Source organism: Serratia sp. CY82433 (assembly GCF_052166535.1).
GTDB lineage: Bacteria > Pseudomonadota > Gammaproteobacteria > Enterobacterales > Enterobacteriaceae > Serratia > Serratia sarumanii.
On record NZ_JBJNOR010000004.1, the window covers coordinates 82,227 to 96,886 of the forward strand.

Sequence of the window (14,660 nt, forward strand, 5' to 3'; positions counted from 1 at the left end):
AATCCATTCATTCGGCAATGTAGTTTTCTTTCATTCATCACTTCGCTAGTTCCCGGCGGGATGAATGCTCACAGGGATGATCAAACAGAGCGTCGCGATCGGCGCCGCAGTTGAAAATAAATTGTGATGTTTATCACAATTTAAAAACAAACCATCAGCTTAAAAATGTGATCAACATCACTTTATTGTGGGTTTTCAGGCGACTTTTTTCTCACTGTGCTTTTTTTACACGCCATAAGTGTGATCTTTATCACTATAAAGGGTGGTTTGTTGGGGTGTTGTATGTGATTTGTGTCACAAAAAATCCGTGAAGTTCGCGTGACAAAAACAGCGTGATAGAGTCCGTTTCGCATACAGCGGCAACACGGCTGGATCGTCACAACAATAATCACGCGCTCTATTGTCAGCGCGTAACAATAGGGGTGTGTTTTATGTTTTCACCAGACATCAAGGTTAAAGTACAAAACTTTGGCCGCTTCCTGAGCAACATGGTGATGCCCAACATCGGCGCCTTTATCGCCTGGGGGATTATCACCGCGCTATTCATTCCAACCGGCTGGCTGCCGAATGAAACCTTAGCCAAGCTGGTCGGCCCGATGATCACCTACCTGCTGCCATTGCTGATCGGTTATACCGGCGGGCGGCTGGTGGGCGGCGAGCGCGGCGGTGTGGTCGGCGCTATCACCACCATGGGCGTCATCGTCGGCGCCGACATGCCGATGTTCCTCGGCTCGATGATCGCCGGTCCGCTGGGCGGCTGGGCTATCAAGCACTTTGACCGCTGGGTGGACGGCAAGATCAAAAGCGGTTTTGAAATGCTGGTGAACAACTTCTCCGCCGGCATCATCGGCATGCTGCTGGCGATCCTGGCTTTCCTGGGCATCGGGCCGCTGGTGGAGGTGCTCTCCAAGCTGCTGGCGGCGGGCGTGCACGTGATGGTGAAGAACAACCTGCTGCCACTGGCGTCCATCTTCGTTGAACCGGCGAAAATCCTGTTCCTGAACAACGCCATCAACCACGGCATCTTCTCGCCGCTGGGTATCCAGCAGGCCACGGAAGTCGGCAAGTCGGTATTCTTCCTGATCGAAGCCAACCCAGGCCCGGGCATGGGCGTACTGATGGCCTACATGTTCTTCGGTCGCGGCAGCGCCAAGCAATCCGCCGGCGGTGCGGCAATCATTCACTTCCTGGGTGGCATCCACGAAATCTACTTCCCTTACGTGCTGATGAACCCACGCCTGCTGCTGGCGGTGATCCTGGGGGGCATGACCGGCGTCTTCACCCTGACGATGCTGAACGGCGGCCTAGTTTCTCCGGCTTCTCCGGGTTCGATCCTGGCAGTGCTGGCGATGACCCCGAAAGGCGCCTACTTCGCCAACATTGCGGCGGTGTGCGCAGCCTTTGCCGTCTCCTTCGTGGTGTCCGCTTTCCTGCTGAAAACCTCCAAGGTGAAAGAGGATGACGATCTGGAAGCCGCGACCCGTCGCATGCAAGAGATGAAATCGCAGTCCAAAGGCGGCGCGGCGGCGCCGGCATCGGTCGACGGCGATCTGAGCACCGTGCGCAAAATCATCGTCGCCTGCGATGCGGGCATGGGTTCCAGCGCCATGGGCGCCGGGGTGCTGCGTAAGAAAGTGGCCGACGCCGGGCTGAAGAACATCTCGGTGACCAACAGCGCCATCAACAGCCTGCCGGACGATGTGGATCTGGTGATTACCCACCGCGATCTGACCGAGCGTGCGATGCGCCACGCGCCGCAGGCACAGCACATCTCGCTGACCAACTTCCTCGACAGCAAGCTGTACAGCGATTTGGTCGACCGTTTGCTGGCGGCCAACAAAACCAGCGACAACCAACAAAAGGTACTGGGCGCGCTGGACGACAGCTTCGAAGCCGGTGAATCGAACCTGTTCAAGCTGAGCGAGAGCAACGTGTTCCTCAACCTGCAGGCCAGCGACAAAGAGCAGGCGATCCGCTTCGCCGGCGAGCAGCTGGTGAAAGGCGGCTATGTCGAGGCGGAGTACGTGCCGGCGATGCTGGAGCGCGAGAAACTCACCTCCACCTACCTGGGCGAGTCGATCGCCGTACCGCACGGCACCATCGAGGCCAAAGACCGGGTGCTGCGCACCGGCGTGGTGTTCTGCCAGTACCCGCAGGGCGTGCGCTTCGGCGAGGAAGAGGATGAAGTGGCCCGTCTGGTGATCGGCATCGCCGCGCGCAACAACGAGCATATTCAGGTGATCACCAGCCTGACCAACGCGCTGGATGACGAGAGCGTGATCGAGCGGCTGGCGAATACCACCAGCGTGCAGGAAGTGCTGGACCTGCTCGGCGGCAAAAAAGCCGGATAACGGAATCATTTTAAAGGGTGCAGCTTGCTGCACCCTTCGACATTAAGAAGGTAGAGTTATGAAAGCATTACATTTTGGCGCAGGGAACATCGGCCGCGGTTTTATCGGCAAGCTGCTGGCGGACGCCGGGGTTGAGCTGACCTTCGCCGACGTCAATCAAACGGTGCTGGATCTGTTGAACAGCCGTAAAAGTTATCAGGTGCACGTGGTGGGCGAGCAAGAACGCGTGGAGAGCGTCAACAACGTCAGCGCCGTCAACAGCGGCAGCGAGGCGGCGGTGGCGCTGATCGCCGAGGCGGATCTGGTGACCACCGCCGTTGGCCCGCAAATTCTCGGCAAAATCGCCGGCACGATCGCCAAAGGGCTGGTGTTGCGTCATCAGCAGGGCAATGAGCAGCCGCTGAACATCATCGCCTGCGAGAATATGGTGCGCGGCACCAGCCAGCTGAAGCAGCATGTGCTCGCCGCGCTGCCGCAGGACGAGCAGGCATGGGTTGAGCAGCACGTTGGCTTCGTCGATTCGGCGGTCGACCGCATCGTGCCGCCGGCGGACAGCAGCGATCCGCTGGAAGTGACGGTGGAAACCTTCAGCGAATGGATCGTCGATCAGACCCAGTTCAAGGGCCAGCCTCCGGCGATCGCCGGCATGGAGCTGACCGATAACCTGATGGCGTTCGTCGAGCGCAAGTTGTTCACCCTCAATACCGGCCACGCCATCACCGCCTACCTTGGCCAACGGGCCGGGCTGCAAACCATTCGCGACGCCATTCTCGACCCGGCGATCCGCCGCGTGGTGAAAGGAGCGATGGAAGAGAGCGGTGCGGTGCTGATCAAGCGCTACGGCTTCGACGCCGACAAGCACGCCGCCTACATCAACAAAATCCTCGGCCGCTTCGAAAACCCGTATCTGCACGACGACGTCGAGCGCGTGGGGCGCCAGCCGCTGCGCAAACTGAGCGCCGGCGATCGCCTGATCAAACCGCTGCTGGGCACGCTGGAATACGGCCTGCCGCACGCCAACCTGATCCAGGGCATCGCCGCCGCCATGAGCTACCGCAGCGAACAGGATCCGCAGGCGCAGGAGTTGGCGGAATTGCTGAACACGCTCGGGCCGAAAGCCGCGCTGGCGCAAATTTCCGGCCTGCCGGCGGAAAGCGAGGTTGTAGAAGAGGCCGTTGCTGTGTATAACGCCATGCACAAGTAGAATCGTGATGATGAACACCCGAGCGCAGCTTGCTGCGCTCCTGCAATCCGAGTTCGACATCGACGGCCCTCCCCACGCCTTTCGAAAAGCGATGATGGAAGAAGCACAGGCATTTGAAAATCAGGTTCTGGAAAAGCTGAACGCGGGCAAAACGGTGCGCAGTTTCCTGATCGCGGCGGTAGAGCTGCTGGCGGAAGCGCTCAACGTGCTGGTGGTGCAGGTATTCCGCAAGGACGACTATGCGGTGAAATATGCCGTCGAACCGCTATTGTCCGGCAGCGGCCCGCTGGGGGAGCTGTCGGTGCGCCTGAAGCTGATGTATGGGCTGGGGGTGATCTCCCGCCACGAATATGAAGACGCCGAGCTGCTGATGGCGATGCGCGAAGAGCTGAATCACGACGGTGCGGAATACCGCTTCGTCGACGACGAAATCCTCGGGCCGTTTGGCGAGCTGCACTGCGTGGCCGCGCTGCCGCCGGCGCCGACCTTCCTGCAGCCGGGCGAAGCGGATGAAGCGCTGATCGCCATGCAGCGTCAGCGCTATCAGCAGATGGTGCGCTCCACCATGGTGCTGTCCATTACCGATCTGATCGCCGGCATCGGCGCCAAACAACCTTCCCGACTCTCTCCTCTCGGCCGCGGCTAAGCAAAGGCCGCGCGCCACTCGTCGAACAGCAACCACAGCGCGGTGGCGGCCATCAGGCCGGACATGACGCCGTTAAACGCGCGCAGCTTCCAGGCGACCTGGAGCGCGTTGCGCAACCGGTCGCCCAGCACCGCCCACAGCAGCACACAGGGTAAATTCAGCACGACGAAACCTGCGATGACGCTCAGCGTATGGAAGAAGGTGGCGCCTTCGCGCGGGGTGAACAGGATCGCCACGTTGATCACCATCAGCCAGGCCTTGGGGTTGACCGCCTGAAACAGCGCGCCGTTGAGGAAACTCATTGGCCTCACCTGCTCTTTGGCGTCCGGCGAGGCCGCCTTGAACAGTTTCCATGACAGCCACAGCAGGTAGGCGCAGCCGATCACCGCCAGCGGGAAGCGGATGACGCCGGCCCAGCTCAGCGCCAGCGCCAGCAGCGGGATAATGATAGCCAACTGCACCGCGCAGCCGGCGCCGATGCCGAACAGCATCGGCAGGGTGCGGCGCAGGCCGAAGTTGACGCCCGACGAGGCCAGCAGCAGGTTGTTGGGGCCGGGGGTAATCGACATGACGGTGACGTAGCTGACAAAGGCGGAGTCCAGCATGGCAGGTTCCTTGAAAATGACGGTAATAACGAGAGGATCAGCATAATCGCTGCGATGGGGTGGTGACAGAACCACACATTGGATATTGTTATGGTTACAGTTGTGGAAAATGTAAACTGTACCCATTGCCTGGAGAGAAACTGTGACCCTGCTCGATGAAACCCCGGATACCCGTTACCTGCAGCTGGCGGATACGCTGGCCGAGGCCATTCACCGCGGCACGCTGCTGCCCGGCGACCGCTTGCCTTCGGTGCGGCGCTGTGCGCAAACCCATCGCGTCAGCATTAATACCGTGGTGTCGGCTTACCGCACGCTGGAGGATCGCGGGCTGATCGAAGCGCGGCCGCAATCGGGGTTTTATGTCCGCAGCACGCTGCCGGCGCTGAAGATGGCCTCGGCGCCCAGCGGCCGCATCGAGCCGCCGGCGGACGACGTGCTGGCGCTGATCGATACCGTGTTCGCCGCCCAGCAGAATCCGGCCTTCACCAACATTGCGCTGGCCTGCCCGCAGACCAGCGATTTTTATCCCGGCGGCAAGCTGGGGCGCATGCTGTCCTCTCAGCTGCGTCGTCAACCGGATCTGATCGGACAGTATTCGTTGCCGCCCGGCAGCCTGCGGCTGCGTCAGCAGATCGCCCGCCGTTCGATGACGCTGGGCATGCTGCTGGAGCCGGGCGACGTGGTGCTGACCCACGGCTGCATGGAGGCGTTGCAGCTGGCGCTGCGCGTCACCACCAAACCGGGCGACTGCGTCGGGCTGGAGTCACCGACCTACTTCTACCTGCTGCCGCTGCTGGCCAGCCTGGGGCTGAAAGCGCTGGAAATCCCCACCGATCCGCAGCTGGGGCTGTCGCTGGACGCGCTGGAGCTGCTATTGAACGAGAAACGGCTGAACGCGGTGATTGCCATGCCGACGGTGCAAAACCCGCTGGGCTGCACCATGCCGCTGGCGGCGAAAAAGCGGCTGGCGCGGCTGATGAACGATCATCAGGTGCCGTTGATTGAAGACGGGCTGTATGCCGAGATCCAGTTCGGCGGCGCGCTGTCGCCGGCGGTGAAGGCGTTCGATCGCGACGGCTGGGTGCTGTTTTGCTCCAGCTTCACCAAAACGCTGGCGCCGGATTTTCGCGTCGGCTGGATCTGCGGCGGCCGTTTCCACGAGGCGTTGCGCAAGCTGAAGGCGGTGTCGTCGATGTCCGAGTCGCAGCTGCTGTCGGAAACGCTGGCGACCTTCCTGGAGAGCGGCGGTTACGATCACCATTTGCGCAACCTGCGCAAGCGCTATGCGGCGCAGGTCGACGAGGCGCGGGCGCTGATCGCCCGGCATTTCCCGCGCGGCACGCTGGCCACGCAGCCGGCGGGCGGCTTCGTGTTTTGGGTCGAGTTCCCCCCCAACGTGGACAGCGTAGCGCTGTTCCACCAACTGCTGGAAGAGCAGATCTGTTTGACGCCGGGCACCCTGTATTCCCCCAGCGGGCGCTACCGCAACGCGCTGCGGCTCTCCTGTTGCTACCCGTTCAACGCGCGCTACACCCAGGCGTTGGCCCGGCTCGGCGCCAGGGCCTGCGAGATGAGCGGCCTGCCGCCCGGCATTGCGCAGGACGGGTAACGGCGCGCGCCTTTTGCTACAATGCCGGTATCATTGATTAGCGTGCCATTTTGGGCACAACGGGCCAGAGACCATGAAAGAGAAAGAAAAGGCAGAGATCAAGCGCCTGAGCGACCTGCTGGACGCCTTGAACCACAAAGACGCCACCGTGATCCAACAGGGCAACCCTGAGTTGATTGCGCAGCACACCAAAGAGAAAGAGAAGCTGGCGACGGAGATCGAGCGCCTGAAAAACGTGCGTGGCGAGAAGCTGAGCGCCGAAGCGCAGAAGCTGAGCAAGCTGCCGTTCAGCCGCGAAATCACCAAGAAAGAGCAGGCCGACATGGGCGCGCTGAAGAAAAGCGCGCGCGGGCTGATCGTGGTGCATCCGATGACCGCGCTGGGCCGCGAGATGGGCCTGAAAGCGGTCACCGGTTACGCCAAGAAAGCGTTCTGAACCCCCGGGCGTCAGACCTTGGTGGTGAAATACGCCTTGGTCTGATAGGGCACGGTGACCGTGTCCTGGCCCCGTAGCTCCTCTTCTTCCGCCACCAGCTGGCGCAATTGATCGATAACCTGTTCCTGTTGCGGCTGCGGCAGCGCGGCGATAAAGCTGGTTGAACGCACCCGGTTGTAGATCACGTCCTCCACCGCGCCGCGGTGGCTCAACATAAAGACCTGCTCCTGCAGCGGTTCAAAGCCTTTGAACGGGAAGAGCTTGCGCCATTCGCCGGTATAGAAACGCGGCGCATCGCCTTCGTGGCGATCGACGATCTGATTCAGTTTACGCACCCAGCCGACGCGCGCATCGCGCATGTTCCACACCAGACCGAGTTTGCCGCCGGGTTTGAGAATGCGCCGGATCTCCGCCAGCGCCTGCGGCGTGGCGAACCAGTGGAAGGATTGGGCGCACACTACCGCGTCGACCGACTCGTCCGGCAACGGGATCGCCTCGGCGGTGCCCGCCAGCGTTTTCACCTGCGGCAGCGCCGCCGACAGTTTTTCCAGCATTTGCGGCACCGGTTCGACGGCGATCGCCTGAGCGCCGGTTTCCAGCAGGCGCGGGGTGAACTTGCCGGTGCCGGCGCCGAGATCGATGACCGTCATGCCGGCGTGCAGGCCGATAGTCTCGCGCAGCCAGGCGGCGATTTCCGGCGGATAATCCGGCCGGCCTTTCATATAGCGATCGGCATTGGCCTGATAGCCCTCGGCGGCGGCGTGATGAATCGAATGGGTCGGGGTGGTCATTACCTGGCTCCTGGCTGAAAAACACGCGGCTACAGTATAGGCGGAAGAACAGGGTTAACGCGGCATTCGGCGCACGTTTTTCATCTTTTCCGCCCGCGCTTTCAACGGCCGAGCAGGCGGCGGTTGAAGTCCTCAAGGTGCCCTTCGGCAAGCCGCGTGAGCATGGTCTTGCTCCAGCTGGCGGAGAGGCCGGCGACCGCCAACAGGCGGCGATACTGTTCCGCGTCGAACGGCATATGCCAGGCGATGGCGATGGCTTCGGCGACCGACACGTCGCTGTTGCGCGCCGCCAGCGCCAGCGGACGATCGCCGCTGACCGCGCCCGGCGACACCACCCGATACAGCCAGCCGCAGCGGCCGCTTTGCTGCATCAGCACCGAAATATCCTCGATGGCGAAGTGATAATTGAGCTTGAAGCACGGCGAGCGCGGCTGAGTGACCTGGATCAGCGCCTCGCCCCAGCGGAAAATGTCGCCCATAAACACATTGTGTTCGGTCAGCCCTTCGGTGGAGATATTCTCGCCGAAGGCCGGGGCGCAAAATTGCTCGGCCTGCGCCGGAAACTGCGCGCGCCAGTGGGCGTAATGCTCGCGCGGGTAGTGGCACAGCGCGCGGTCCGGCCCGCCGTGATAGCTTTTTTCCGCCTGCTCGTCGCCTTCCAGGCCGAGCGGCGTGAGCCGGATGGCGCCATCCACCTGGCGTTTGGCGATGGCGCTGGGGCGCCCGCCTTCATAGGGTTGGATGCTGCCGATGTAAACGTCTGGGTGATGCATGTGCGCCTCCGTGTCTCGCGTCGAAGGCTCAGCATAGCCTGAGTTGCGCCGGGGGGACATAACAACCCGCCCGAAAATCCTCGGGCGGGCGGCGGGGCGTCAGAAGGTGGTCCAGTTCTCTTCCGCTGCGGCGTTGGCGGCCGCGGGTTTTACCGCCGGCGCTTTCGGCGCGGCGGCTTTCACGGCGGCGGGTTCGGTCTGCTCCGCCAAACGGAACACCGAGACGCTCTGCAGCAGCATGTCGGCCTGTTCTTCCAGCGAATCGGCGGCGGCGGCGGACTCTTCCACCAGCGCGGCGTTCTGCTGGGTGGTGTGGTCCATCTCGACGATCGCCTGGCCAATCTGGGCGATGCCGCGCGTCTGCTCATCGGAAGCGGCGGCGATTTCAGCCATGATGTCGCGCACGTGGGTGACCGAGCGGACGATCTGTTCCATGGTGTTGCCGGTGCTTTCCACCAGTTCGGTGCCGGTTTTCACCCGGCTGACCGATTCGGCGATCAGCCCTTCGATCTCCTTGGCCGCCTGGGCGCTGCGGCTCGCCAGGCTGCGCACTTCGCTGGCGACCACCGAGAAGCCGCGGCCCTGTTCGCCGGCGCGCGCCGCTTCCACCGCGGCGTTGAGCGCCAGGATATTGGTTTGGAAGGCAATGCCGTTGATCAGGGTGGTAATTTCGGCGATACGCTGCGAACTGCTGGAAATATCGCGCATGGTGCTGACCACGTTTTCCACCAGCTTGCCGCCCTGCTGCGCGGTCTGCGAGGCGTCGGTGGCCAGCTGATTGGCGTGATGGGCGTTGTCGGCGTTCTGTTTTACCGTGGCGGTAAGCTGTTCCATGCTGGCGGCGGTTTCCTCGACCGCCGCCGCCTGCTGTTCGGTGCGTGAGGAGAGGTCGGTGTTGCCGGCGGCGATTTCCGCCGAGGCGGTGGAGACCTGGCTGACCCCCATCTGGATCTTCTCAATCATGGTGCGCAGGTTTTGGCTCATCGCCGCCACCGCGTTCAGCAACTGCCCCAGCTCGTCGCGGCGGGTGCTGGTCTGCGCCTGGCGCAGGTCGCCGCCGGCGATGCGTTCCGCCATGGCCAGCGTGCTGTGCAGCGGACGGGTGATCTGCAGGGTGATGCGCCAGGCAATAAGCACCCCGGCGATGATGGCGATCAGCGTGGTGATGCCCATCTGCAGTTGCGCCAGATTGATATCATTGTGGGTCTGCGTCAGCTCGTCCTGCATAAAGGCGTTCACCAGCATGCCGATCGCCTGCGCGCGTTCGCCGAGCCGCCGGCTGATCTGCTGCTCGTGCTCATAGGCAGGCAGGTAGGCCGCGATGCGGTTTTTGTAATCGTCCAGCGCGGCCAGCAGCGGTTGCAGCTGCGGGCGCTGCGCGTCGCTGACCCGGCGGCTCAAGGCACTGGCCGCGTCGCGCGCATCGTCGATGGCCGCCATCAGCGGGGCTTCGGTTTCCTTGTTCAGGCTCAGCAGCAGGCCGCGCGCGCCGTAGCGCACCTGGGTCAGCTTCTGGTTCAGCTGGATGAAGGCCAACTGCAGATCGCCGTTGGTCAGCTGGCGCTCCACCTGGCTCAGGCTGGCCTGCACTTCCGACATGTTCCAGCTCTGGCGCACCGCGTCTTTCGCCGTGACCGCCTGTTCAAACTCTTTTTGCTGCTGCTGATATTCCCCGATCAGCGTCACCAGACGCTGCAGATCCTTGCGGCTTTGGGCGTCCCAGTCCAGCGCCTGCCCGTGGTCTATCAGTTTGACGGCGTTTTCAATATTGGCGCGGTTGTTCTGAATATACTCCGGCCGGTAGGTTTGGCCGTACATGGCGCGGTTGTATTTGGCCTGGTTGATCTCTTCGTTCAGCCGGTTGCTGAAGTCGATGCGATCGGCGCGTGATTCGATGATATGCAGATATTGCGCCCCGGTGCCGGCGATGATGACCGCCAACAGCAGCAACAGTGCGAAGCCGAGACCGAGCTTTTTACCTACGGTGAGATGAGTGAACTTTCCTGCCAATGCTTGCAATGCCGCCATAGCGTTTTTTCCTTCTCCGGGCGAACGTCAATTGAACAAACCATCGGCAAGACGTGGTCAAACTTTAGCGGATTTCAGGCAAAAAAATACCCGCCGGTGGCGGGCATCTTCATCAACGGGGGCGAATTACTTCTTCGCGGCGAAGCGTGCGGCGGCTTCATCCCAGTTGACCACGTTCCAGAACGCCTTGATGTAGTCAGGACGTTTGTTCTGATATTTCAGGTAGTAAGCGTGTTCCCACACGTCCAGGCCGATGATTGGGAAACCGGAAGCGCCGGCGACCGCTTCGCCCATCAGCGGGCTGTCCTGGTTAGCGGTAGACACCACGGCCAGTTTGCCGTCTTTCAGCACCAGCCAGGCCCAACCGGAACCGAAGCGGGTGGCAGCGGCTTTCTCGAACTCTTCCTGGAATTTCTCAACGCTGCCGAAATCGCGCTCGATGGCCGCTTTCAGATCGCCGCCCAGCGTGGTGCCGGTTTTCAGGTTTTTCCAGAAGAAGCTGTGGTTGGCGTGGCCGCCGGCGTTGTTGCGCATGAAGGTGCGTTTGTCGGCAGGCACTTTATCCAGATCCTGGATCAGCTCTTCAACGCTGTATTTGGCCAGCTCAGGGTAGGCTTCCAGCACGGTGTTGGCGTTGTTGACGTAGGTCTGATGGTGTTTGGTGTGATGGATTTCCATCGTCTGCTTGTCGAAATGCGGTTCCAGTGCGTCGTAAGCGTACGGCAGGGATGGCAGTGAATAACTCATAATCATCATCTCCAGTGGTGTATGGGCGGCGCAAAGCGTGAGCACCGCGTAAGCAGTCGGATCATTATAGTTAATTAAATGATATTGAAAATGATTATCAATGCCCTGTGAACTGTGTGGTTAACGATCAAATCGCTGCGCTAACCTACTGATAGAAGAAGGGGCGGATGGCTGCGTGAAGCCGTCGCCCCGGCGCGCGGGTTACTCTCTATACTGTAGGGAGCGCCAACGCCGAAATGTATCGAAATGTGCCAAAGCGTTCACTGAATGAGCACGAGTGTGTAACAACCACAAGCACGCTGTGGTAATATGGCCGGCGTTCGTAGCAAGCATAACAACAGTGACATTCGCGTTTGCCGCGCTAGCGGGCAGGCGCCTTTGAACAATGTGACAATCGAGAGTAAAGGAGACCCCCATGCAGGTCAGCAGAAGGCAGTTCTTTAAGATCTGCGCTGGCGGTATGGCAGGAACGACGGTGGCCGCGCTGGGCTTTGCCCCCGAAGTGGCGTTGGCGGAAACCCGGCAGTACAAACTGCTGCGCGCCCGCGAGACCCGTAATACCTGTACGTATTGTTCCGTCGGCTGTGGGCTGTTGATGTACAGCCTTGGTGATGGCGCCAAAAACGCCAAAGAAAGCATTTTCCATATCGAAGGGGATCCGGATCATCCGGTAAACCGCGGCGCGCTTTGCCCGAAAGGCGCCGGCCTGGTTGACTTCATCCACAGCGAAAGCCGCCTCAAGTACCCGGAATACCGGGCGCCAGGATCGGACAAATGGCAACGCATCAGCTGGGACGACGCCTTTACCCGCATCGCCAAGCTGGTGAAAGAAGACCGCGACGCCAACTTCATCAAAACCAACGATCAGGGCGTTACCGTCAACCGTTGGCTGACCACCGGCATGCTGTGCGCCTCGGCCGCCAGCAACGAAACCGGTTTTCTGTCGCAAAAATTTAGTCGCGCTCTCGGCATGCTTGCCGTAGACAACCAGGCGCGTGTCTGACACGGACCAACGGTAGCAAGTCTTGCTCCAACATTTGGTCGCGGTGCGATGACCAACCACTGGGTTGATATCAAGAACGCGAATTTGATTATCGTCATGGGCGGTAATGCGGCGGAAGCGCATCCGGTGGGGTTCCGCTGGGCGATGGAAGCCAAAATACACAACAATGCCAAGCTGATCGTGATCGATCCGCGCTTTACCCGAACCGCATCGGTGGCGGACTTCTACACGCCGATCCGCTCCGGGACCGACATCGCTTTCCTGTCGGGCGTGTTGCTGTATCTGATGACCAACAACAAGTTTAACCGCGAGTACGTCGAGGCCTACACCAACGCCAGCCTGCTGGTGCGGGAAGACTTTGCCTTCGAAGACGGCTTGTTCAGCGGCTACGATGCGGAAAACCGCAAGTACGACAAAACCACCTGGAACTACCAGTTCGACGAGAACGGCTTCGCCAAGCGCGACGTCACGCTGCAGGATCCGCGCTGCGTGTGGAACATGCTGAAACAGCACGTGAGCCGCTACACGCCTGACGTGGTGACCAACATCTGCGGCACGCCGAAGGACGATTTCCTCAAGGTGTGCGAATACATCGCCGAAACCTGCGTCGCGGATAAAACCGCTTCGTTCCTGTACGCCCTGGGCTGGACTCAGCACTCGGTCGGCGCGCAGAACATCCGCACCATGGCGATGATCCAACTGCTGCTCGGCAATATGGGCATGGCGGGCGGCGGCGTCAACGCGCTGCGCGGCCACTCCAACATTCAGGGTCTGACCGATCTCGGCCTGCTGTCGCAGAGCCTGCCGGGCTACCTGACGCTGCCGTCGGAGAAACAGACCGATCTCGACACCTACCTGAAGGCCAACACGCCGAAGGCGCTGCTGCCGGGCCAGGTTAACTACTGGGGCAACTACCCGAAATTCTTCGTCAGCATGATGAAGACCTTCTACGGCGACAAGGCGCAGAAGGACAACAGCTGGGGCTTTGACTGGTTGCCGAAGTGGGACAAAGGCTACGACGTGCTGCAGTACTTCGAGATGATGGCGCAGGGCAAGGTCAACGGCTACTTCTGCCAGGGCTTTAACCCGGTGGCGTCGTTCCCGAACAAAAACAAGGTGGTGGCTTCGCTGTCCAAGCTGAAGTTCCTGGTGACCATCGATCCGTTGAACACCGAGACCTCCAACTTCTGGCAGAACCACGGCGAGTTCAACGAGGTGGATCCTGCGCAGATCCAGACCGAAGTGTTCCGCCTGCCGTCCACCTGCTTCGCCGAAGAGAACGGCTCGATCGTCAACTCCGGCCGCTGGCTGCAGTGGCACTGGAAAGGCGCGGACGCCCCGGGCGAAGCGCTGAACGACGGCGAGATCCTGGCGGGCATCTTCAGCCGCCTGCGCGAGATGTATGCGCGCGACGGCGGTGCGGTGCCGGAACAGGTGCTGAACATGACCTGGGACTACCTGACGCCGGACAACCCGGCGCCGGAAGAGGTGGCGCAGGAAAACAACGGCAAGGCGCTGGAGGATCTGCTGGATGCCGACGGCAAGGTGCTGGTGAAAAAAGGCGAGCTGCTCAGCTCGTTCGCGCAGCTGCGCGACGACGGCACCACCGCCAGCGGCTGCTGGATCTTCGCCGGCAGCTGGACGCCGGCCGGCAACCAGATGGCGCGGCGCGACAACGCCGATCCGTCCGGCCTCGGCAATACGCTGGGCTGGGCCTGGGCATGGCCGCTCAACCGCCGCATCCTGTATAACCGCGCCTCGGCGGATCCGCAGGGTAAACCGTGGGATCCGAAACGCCAGCTGCTGGAGTGGGACGGCGCCAAGTGGGTCGGGGCCGATATCCCGGACTACAGCACCGCCGCGCCGGGCAGCGACGTCGGGCCGTTCATCATGCAGCCGGAAGGCATGGGCCGCCTGTTCGCCACCGACAAGATGGCGGAAGGGCCGTTCCCTGAACACTACGAGCCGTTCGAAACGCCGCTCGGCACCAACCCGCTGCACCCGAACGTGGTGTCCAACCCGGCGGCGCGCGTGTTCAAGGACGATCTGGCGGCGATGGGCAAATCCGACAAGTTCCCGTACGTCGGCACCACCTATCGTCTGACCGAGCACTTCCACTACTGGACCAAGCACGCGTTGCTGAACGCCATCGCGCAGCCTGAGCAGTTTGTGGAGATCGGCGAGAAGCTGGCGGAGAAAAAAGGCATCAAGCACGGCGATACCGTGAAGGTCAGCTCCAACCGCGGCTACATCAAGGCCAAGGCGGTGGTGACCAAGCGTATTCGCACGCTGCAGGTGCACGGCCAGGAAGTCGACACCATCGGCATCCCGATCCACTGGGGTTACGAAGGGGTGGCGAAGAAAGGCTTTATCGCCAACACGCTGACGCCGTTCGTCGGCGACGCCAATACGCAAACGCCGGAGTTCAAGGCGTTCCTGGTCAACGTGGAAAAGGTGTAACGGAGAC

Annotated in this window: 11 protein-coding genes; 6 read left to right on the forward strand and 5 right to left on the reverse strand. The window is 61.4% G+C overall.

Going from position 1 to position 14,660, the window contains the following annotated elements; genetic code table 11:
* Positions 1-431: 431 nt before the first annotated feature.
* From ACJ8PI_RS18800 to ACJ8PI_RS18810, 3 genes are all read left to right on the forward strand, one after another.
* Positions 432-2,351, forward strand: coding sequence for a PTS mannitol transporter subunit IICBA (locus ACJ8PI_RS18800; protein WP_033636552.1), 1,920 nt, complete (start codon positions 432-434; stop codon positions 2,349-2,351).
* Positions 2,352-2,409: 58 nt separating this feature from the next.
* Entirely contained in the window at positions 2,410-3,555 is a 1,146-nt protein-coding gene (mtlD, locus tag ACJ8PI_RS18805; RefSeq protein WP_033653964.1) for a mannitol-1-phosphate 5-dehydrogenase, read from the forward strand.
* Positions 3,556-3,646: 91 nt separating this feature from the next.
* Positions 3,647-4,201, forward strand: a complete 555-nt coding sequence (locus ACJ8PI_RS18810; protein ID WP_033638634.1) for an MltR family transcriptional regulator — start codon at positions 3,647-3,649, stop codon at positions 4,199-4,201.
* Here ACJ8PI_RS18810 and ACJ8PI_RS18815 read toward each other — a convergent pair.
* The gene (locus ACJ8PI_RS18815) at positions 4,198-4,806 is read right to left on the reverse strand and encodes a LysE family translocator (RefSeq protein ID WP_033649537.1); all 609 of its coding nucleotides are present in this window, start codon (positions 4,804-4,806) and stop codon (positions 4,198-4,200) included. The two genes, ACJ8PI_RS18810 and ACJ8PI_RS18815, sit on opposite strands and share 4 nt — an antisense overlap.
* A gap of 142 nt (positions 4,807-4,948) precedes the next feature.
* On the opposite strand from ACJ8PI_RS18815, the gene ACJ8PI_RS18820 reads away from it, so the two are divergent.
* Both ACJ8PI_RS18820 and ACJ8PI_RS18825 read left to right on the forward strand, forming a co-directional pair.
* Positions 4,949-6,415: an aminotransferase-like domain-containing protein gene (locus tag ACJ8PI_RS18820; RefSeq protein ID WP_164134551.1), complete on the forward strand. Its 1,467-nt coding sequence runs from the start codon at positions 4,949-4,951 to the stop codon at positions 6,413-6,415.
* A 73-nt stretch (positions 6,416-6,488) separates the two neighbouring features.
* A complete protein-coding gene (locus ACJ8PI_RS18825) occupies positions 6,489-6,851 on the forward strand; it encodes a YibL family ribosome-associated protein (RefSeq protein ID WP_004933989.1) in 363 nt (120 codons plus the stop codon).
* A gap of 11 nt (positions 6,852-6,862) precedes the next feature.
* Here the strand turns inward: ACJ8PI_RS18825 and ACJ8PI_RS18830 are convergent, their stop codons facing one another.
* From ACJ8PI_RS18830 to sodA, 4 genes are all read right to left on the reverse strand, one after another.
* Positions 6,863-7,642: a class I SAM-dependent methyltransferase gene (locus ACJ8PI_RS18830; protein ID WP_103799271.1), complete on the reverse strand. Its 780-nt coding sequence runs from the start codon at positions 7,640-7,642 to the stop codon at positions 6,863-6,865.
* 101 nt (positions 7,643-7,743) lie between these two features.
* Positions 7,744-8,415, reverse strand: coding sequence for a 6-hydroxyaminopurine reductase (yiiM, locus tag ACJ8PI_RS18835; RefSeq protein WP_033649535.1), 672 nt, complete (start codon positions 8,413-8,415; stop codon positions 7,744-7,746).
* A 99-nt stretch (positions 8,416-8,514) separates the two neighbouring features.
* Entirely contained in the window at positions 8,515-10,443 is a 1,929-nt protein-coding gene (locus ACJ8PI_RS18840) for a methyl-accepting chemotaxis protein (protein ID WP_164134552.1), read from the reverse strand.
* Positions 10,444-10,569: 126 nt separating this feature from the next.
* Positions 10,570-11,190, reverse strand: coding sequence for a superoxide dismutase [Mn] (sodA, locus tag ACJ8PI_RS18845; RefSeq protein WP_004934003.1), 621 nt, complete (start codon positions 11,188-11,190; stop codon positions 10,570-10,572).
* A 415-nt stretch (positions 11,191-11,605) separates the two neighbouring features.
* Between sodA and fdnG the strand changes: the two genes are divergently transcribed.
* The gene (fdnG, locus tag ACJ8PI_RS18850) at positions 11,606-14,653 is read left to right on the forward strand and encodes a formate dehydrogenase-N subunit alpha (protein ID WP_164134553.1); all 3,048 of its coding nucleotides are present in this window, start codon (positions 11,606-11,608) and stop codon (positions 14,651-14,653) included.
* Positions 14,654-14,660: the final 7 nt, after the last annotated feature.

Bases quoted from the DNA above. Each gene is read 5' to 3' on its own strand.
- ACJ8PI_RS18825 (WP_004933989.1), top strand. From the start codon at position 6,489: ATGAAAGAGAAAGAAAAGGCAGAGATCAAGCGCCTGAGCGACCTGCTG.
- ACJ8PI_RS18840 (WP_164134552.1), bottom strand. From the start codon at position 10,443: ATGGCGGCATTGCAAGCATTGGCAGGAAAGTTCACTCATCTCACCGTA.
- sodA (WP_004934003.1), bottom strand. From the start codon at position 11,190: ATGAGTTATTCACTGCCATCCCTGCCGTACGCTTACGACGCACTGGAA.
- ACJ8PI_RS18810 (WP_033638634.1), top strand. From the start codon at position 3,647: ATGATGGAAGAAGCACAGGCATTTGAAAATCAGGTTCTGGAAAAGCTG.
- ACJ8PI_RS18830 (WP_103799271.1), bottom strand. From the start codon at position 7,642: ATGACCACCCCGACCCATTCGATTCATCACGCCGCCGCCGAGGGCTAT.
- yiiM (WP_033649535.1), bottom strand. From the start codon at position 8,415: ATGCATCACCCAGACGTTTACATCGGCAGCATCCAACCCTATGAAGGC.
- mtlD (WP_033653964.1), top strand. From the start codon at position 2,410: ATGAAAGCATTACATTTTGGCGCAGGGAACATCGGCCGCGGTTTTATC.
- ACJ8PI_RS18800 (WP_033636552.1), top strand. From the start codon at position 432: ATGTTTTCACCAGACATCAAGGTTAAAGTACAAAACTTTGGCCGCTTC.
- ACJ8PI_RS18815 (WP_033649537.1), bottom strand. From the start codon at position 4,806: ATGCTGGACTCCGCCTTTGTCAGCTACGTCACCGTCATGTCGATTACC.